Origin of the sequence: Dolichospermum sp. LEGE 00246, from assembly GCF_015207865.1 — a bacterium.
GTDB classification, from domain to species: domain Bacteria; phylum Cyanobacteriota; class Cyanobacteriia; order Cyanobacteriales; family Nostocaceae; genus Dolichospermum; species Dolichospermum heterosporum.
Map to the genome: position 1 here is coordinate 1 of NZ_JADEWA010000326.1, position 6,202 is coordinate 6,202.

Annotated in this window: 5 protein-coding genes; 4 read left to right on the forward strand and 1 reads right to left on the reverse strand. The window is 40.0% G+C overall.

The genetic code is table 11. From position 1 onward, the window contains the following. The first annotated feature begins 289 nt into the window (after positions 1-289). The 4 genes from IQ228_RS18640 to IQ228_RS18655 all read left to right on the forward strand — a co-directional run bounded on the left by IQ228_RS18640 (position 290) and on the right by IQ228_RS18655 (position 5,372). Positions 290-1,342 (forward strand): permease, encoded by a 1,053-nt coding sequence (locus IQ228_RS18640; protein ID WP_027403860.1) that lies wholly within the window; start codon positions 290-292, stop codon positions 1,340-1,342. Between the two features lie 183 nt (positions 1,343-1,525). Next, entirely contained in the window at positions 1,526-2,290 is a 765-nt protein-coding gene (locus tag IQ228_RS18645) for a TIGR03943 family protein (protein WP_035082704.1), read from the forward strand. Between the two features lie 41 nt (positions 2,291-2,331). Further along, positions 2,332-3,831, forward strand: coding sequence for an Ig-like domain-containing protein (locus IQ228_RS18650; RefSeq protein WP_027403858.1), 1,500 nt, complete (start codon positions 2,332-2,334; stop codon positions 3,829-3,831). Positions 3,832-3,938: 107 nt separating this feature from the next. Continuing rightward, positions 3,939-5,372 (forward strand): hypothetical protein, encoded by a 1,434-nt coding sequence (locus tag IQ228_RS18655; protein WP_051424403.1) that lies wholly within the window; start codon positions 3,939-3,941, stop codon positions 5,370-5,372. Positions 5,373-5,656: 284 nt separating this feature from the next. On the opposite strand, the gene IQ228_RS18660 is transcribed toward IQ228_RS18655, so the two are convergent. Then, complete coding sequence (locus IQ228_RS18660) at positions 5,657-6,064, reverse strand: hypothetical protein (RefSeq protein WP_027403857.1); 408 nt, start codon at positions 6,062-6,064, stop codon at positions 5,657-5,659. Positions 6,065-6,202 lie beyond the last annotated feature (138 nt).

Consider the following 6,202-nt stretch of genomic DNA (forward strand, 5'->3'; position numbering starts at 1 on the left):
GAGTTGGGGAGTTGGGGAGTTGGGGGAAAGATACAAGACAAAGCCTTTACTCCGCCTCAGTTTACCTGAATTCTGGTGTATGTATTTATTGTCTCTAAGTTGTAAATTCACCAAATAAAAGTTAAAAAACAGAGAATTTTTTCACAAATTATTGGGGACTGCTATAATTGCCTGACTATAATGAGATCGACTTTTAGTAGTTTCATCAATGATCCCCGTATAGGTGACTCAAAAATAAGATGACAAAACAAAACCCTAAAACTCAGAACTGCTGTTGAATACAACGCCCATGAATCAACTGAACAATGGTTTTACAATATTTCTCAGTCTACTAGTGGAGGCGATGCCATTTTTACTGCTGGGTGTGTTCTTATCCAGTCTATTACTACTATTTGTTGATGAAAGTAAATTGGTGGAGAAAATGCCCAAAAATCCCCTGTTGGGGGCTTTATTTGGCAGTATGATCGGCTTTTTGTTTCCAGTTTGTGAATGTGGTAATGTGCCAGTGGCACGACGGTTATTGATGCAGGGAGTACCCACACCAGTAGCAATTGGCTTTTTATTAGCAGCACCAACAATTAACCCCATTGTAATTTGGTCAACTTGGAGCGCATTCCGTGATCAACCGGAAATAGTAGTGTTAAGAGTGGTATTTTCCCTGGCTATTGCGACTATTATTGGTTTTATCTTCAGTTTTCAACCAGATTTAGTTCCTTTTCTCCAGCCAGCGATCGCCCGTTATCTCAAATTTAACCCCCCAGCACCACCGAAAACAAACCGCAGGGGACAACAATCTCAATTACAACCCCAAACTAATACACCGAATTTATTGCAATCAGGAACATATATTCTCGGCGGCAGAACAGGAGCATCACAACGCATAGACAATAATTACAGTGAAGTTGCTGCAATTTCTAACCTCAGTAAACCCTTATCAGAGAAACTCCGCTCCCTCTTAGATAATATTGTCCAAGAACTCCGGGAATTAGGCGGAGTCATGGTATTAGGAAGTGCGATCGCTGCCGCTACCCAAGTTTTAGCCCCCCGTGACTTGATTCTTAGTCTTGGGGCTGGGCCAATTAGCTCAATTTTAGCCATGCTAGTATTAGCAGCAGTTGTATCAATATGCTCTACAGTTGATGCCTTTTTTGCCCTATCTTTTGCTTCCACTTTTACTAGCGGGTCATTGTTAGCATTTTTAGTATTTGGACCGATGATTGATATTAAAGGTATTGGTTTGATGCTATCAATTTTTAAGCCAAAAGCCCTGATCTATCTATTTTTCTTAGCTGGACAATTGACGCTCTTATTCACCTTATTTCTGAATCTGCACGTCATCTAATTGAGATTCAGTCCCATTTTCATCAAAATTTTCTCCTTTACCTCGGAAATGTGGGGTGTGAGGTATAGGGTTTAAACTTGGGGAAAGTGAGAATATAGTAACTGAAGATTAAGAAAAAGGTAGTCAATAATTTCTGTTCATCTACTCCCTGCCCCCTGCCTCTATCATCTGTGACACCCAAAAATGCTGAATTCCCAAACTAAAGCCCCAAATAAACTCATCCCTTGGCTAGATGTATTAGCCATTACAGCTTGGGGTATTCTCATGTTGAAATATTGGCTAACAGGCAAACTCTACTTATTAATCCACCCGGACTTTTTTTGGTTAGTAGTTGTAGCTGGAATAGCTTTATTAATCATTGGTTTCTCTAAGGGATTGCAACTGTGGAAAAACCGTCACCGTCCCCAAATATCTAATCCTGGGCATATTAACTTATTTCCCCCTGGTTGGGGCAGTTTTTTACTACTAACAACGGCAATTTTAGGGTTAATGATTACACCCCGTGTCTTTGCTAGTCAAACAGCCCTAGATCGGGGTGTCACTGAATCAACAGGTGCTAGTCGCGCTCAACCTCAAGCATTTCGGGCTACAGTTCGCCCAGAAGAGCGATCGCTTGTAGACTGGGTACGCACACTGAATGTCTATCCTGAACCGGACGCATACACAGGGCAAAAGGCAAAAGTTCAGGGATTTGTGATTCATCAACCTAACGTCAGTGAGGAATATATATTTTTAGCCAGATTTGTTCTCAGTTGTTGTGCCGCAGATGCTTATCCCGTGGGATTACCAGTCCAAATATCTGGAACACGGCAACAGTATCCGCCTGATACATGGTTAGAAATAGAAGGACAAATGACCACACAAACAGTCGCCGAAAAACGTCAATTAACAATCAAAGCCAACTCTATTAAAAAAATTCCCCAACCTCAAAACCCTTACAGTTATTAGTCAGGATCATCAATCTAAAATCCAAAATCCAAAATCGTTAGATGAGCAAATCCTATAAACTTATACAACCATTAGACGGAATTGCGATCGCAGTCATGCTCCTCCTGAGTATGCTCATCGGATTGATCATCTGGAAAGGCGATGTAGTCAAACCTAGCGTCCGCAACTTTACCTGGGAAAACCAACAAATCGGCGCTGAGGATCTCTCCTTCTCCCTCACCTTTAGTCGGCCAATGGACTTCAAAAGCATTGAGGAGAACTTAAAAATAGATCCACCCCTAGCCGGGAAAATTAGTTGGACAGGCAGAAGAATGGTCTATACCCTCCTCACCCCAGCCCCCTACGGAACAACGTACCAAGTCAAATTAGAACAAGGCAAAGATAAATACTCTCAAGCCGAAGGGAAAAACCGCGTCATGCAGCCCTTTACAGGGAACTTCACCACCCGCAATCGCGCCATCCTTTATATTGGCTCTGCGCCAGAAATCCAAGGGCAGTTGGTACTTTATAATTTAACCCAAGAACAAAAAAAAGTCCTTACTCCCAAAGACTTAATTGTTATGGATTTTGAGCCATTCCCCAATGGTGAAAAAATCCTCTTCTCCGCCCGTTCCGCCAAAAATCCCGACCTCCTCTCCGCCCAACTTTATACAGTAACCACAGGCATACCTAATCAAATTGGTCAAGAAACAGCAGCCCCAGGTAAAGTTGACCTAATTTTAGATAACAAAGAATATCAAAACCTCAAATTTGACCTCTCCGCAGATGGACAAATGATCGTTATTCAAAGAGGTAAACGAGATAATCCCGGTGACTTTGCCCTCTGGTACTTATCTACCCAAAATGACAATTCCGGCGAAAAACCCACCCCCAAACGATTACAAGGACAACCAGGTGGAGATTTTCTGATTACACCCGACAGCAAAGCCGTAGCCGTTTCTCAAGGACAGGGAACAGCAATTGTATCCTTAGAAGGTAACAGCAGTAAACCCCTGGATTTTCTGCCTCAATTTGGCTTAGTACAAGCCTTCTCTAAAGACGGTTCACAGGCAGCAATGGTCAAATTTAACACCGACTATACAAGAGATTTGTTTTTAGTCACCAACCAAGGCGTACAAAAACAACTATTAAAAACAACAGGCTCAATTCTTAGCTGTCAGTTTGACCCAGCCTCCCCTAACCTTTACTGCTTAGTTACACAACTGGTTTCTAAAGAACAATACATAGAACAGCCTTACTTGGTATCCATTAACCTAAAAACAGGAGTACAAAAACCATTGCTACTCTTACCCGCTGCTCAACGCAATGTGCAAACCCATTTAGCCCCCGACGGTTTAGGCTTCTTATTTGACCAAGTAGTTCCCGTGACCAACAACACAGCCCAACTACCCGCTAACACTTTAAAAACAGATGACGGCGAACCCATTGCTAGTAGTAGTCTTTGGTTAATGCCTTTGCTACCCATCCCTGATAATATCAACATAGATATTAAACCAGAACAACTGCCATTAGTGGGCTTTCATCCCCATTGGCTACCTTAAGTAATTGACAATTGCCAACTGATAATTAACAATTGTCGAATATCAAGAGTCAATTTTTCTTTGTGTAAATAACTGATAACGGCTACGTATTTGTGAATCATAACAATATGACCGTGACAAATTTACCTCTAATCAAGCTAACGCCACGCTATCGGCCAACTACAGATTGTCAATGTGAAACCGTAGTTATGGAAAAATTGGAAGACAGCAACCAACAAGACTGGATTGCAGAACCTAATATTGATCAACAAGCACAGATCAACTTAGAATTTCAGCAATTACTGAAGTTAAATACAGAATTAACTACAGCTAATAATCATCTATATGCCCAGGTCGAGCAGTTAAAAACCGAATTAGCTGAAGCAGAAAAGATTTTGCATTGGCACAAAACTCGGTCTACTGTTACCGAATCTATGTTTATCCAACAAAATCAAGAACTTTCCGTTGGTCAAGAACAAATTCATTCCCTGTATCAGCAGTTAGAAACATCTGTCCAAACAGTTCAACAACAAGAAATTTGTATTGAAAATTATAAAGCTAATTTGCAAATTAGCCAACAGCGGTTAGCACATTTGGAAAGAGAATGTTCGCTTCTGCAAGCTAACTACAGTCAAGAGTCCCAGCAGCTATTACACTCGGAAAATACCTGTCGTGAGTTGCGGGCTAGACTAATGCGTCAACAACGACAGACCATGCAGTTTAAATCGGCTTTGGAAAAATGTCTAGATACTCCCATTCCTAGCCATGAGAACCTGGAGGATCATATCCATCATCCCCATGATGTCATCCACAAACAAACCCGATTCTCCAGAAAAGCCCGGTCTTTGTTTCCCAACGCTCAACCTATTCGACCTTGGACAGGGGAAACAGATTCTGTGAATGAGTCTGTCAATAGTTCTTGGGTTAAGTCTACAGTGACAACTTCGGAAAACTATACCCATCATCCAGAACCAGTCATTTCTGATCTTATACAGGTTAATGAAGCAACTATGCCCTCAACAACTGGAGATGATTCTGAACTATTATCTCTAGACCAACAACTGGAAGGGATAATTCATCGCTTTTTTATTACACCATTATCTGAAGAAACAGACCAGGGAACAGGGACAGATGCAAATATTCATCAAGGTGACACATCTATTTTAGAGGCTTTAGTATCTAATTCAGAAAATCATCCACAACCAGAAATCATCATTCAACAGGATTTGCAGATGGAAATTGATCCTTATCCTAATACTGAAAATTCGGGAAAGGAAGATTTTACCATATCACTAGTACAGGAATTACCAGTGGTTTCTCATTTCCGCAGCCATCAGATCCATACTGAGGAAATGGAAGATTATTGGTTAGACAATTCCCCAGCAACAGCATCAAATTTACCCACTAACGATATTTTGCCGGATTTATTGGATGATCATACATCTAATAATAAATCTGACAATAAGTCGCCTTCACCATTGATTTATCCACGACGACCACCCAAGGGACGCAAATCTTTAGCATCTGTAGAACTGCCGAATTTTCAACCTAAGCATAAGTAGCTGTTCAAGACGTAAGCATTCAGCTATCAGTGGTCAGCATTCAGCTGAAACCGGATTTTAGGGGTTTTCAAGTAGGGAGACTGACATCAGTAAATAATATTCAGAATGCTTATAGTAATTCCTATGCAAGTGAGGTACAAGAAGTCAGAATCAAACGCAGATAAACGCAGATGAACACAGATAATTTTGTACCTCATTAGACTGGGAAACGCTATATAAATTCAATTCTTGCTGATAGCTGACGGCTGAATTTTAAATATGTAAATACTCTAATTACCATTTTTTTAGTCAGTTATATCTTTAATAAGATAATTCTTCTGAACGCACTCAGAAAGTAACTTAGAAATTAAAAGATCATCAGCATCATGAAAAATACCACAATGAGGCAATTTTTCTTCTCGATAGTAAATTTGTGATGATATTTCTTCCAGAATATATTGTTTAGATTGTTGTATATTAACAACCGCAAAACAACCATTAGGTTTGAGATTGTAATTTTTTGCCATGTATGCTTTAACTTCTAAAATATTTTCTAGTTCAGTTTCTTTTTGAAAAAATTCAAGTAAATAGACAGACAAATATTTTTCGTTACGTTCTGTTCGTTTTGCAAAAGCATGACTTTTTACTATTCCATCTTCTAAATCAATCGGTCTGCAATAGCGGCTAACATTACCATTTTCTATTTCTTTCATGTTTATTTATATTTGTCTAAGTAGGTGAACACAATAAAACCAAACTGTGTAAAGAAACGTAAAATCGCCCAAACCCTCTTCACTCTTGCCTTTTGCCTTGCCATAACGACAATTTTCAACGCCAACCTACTTATGTAT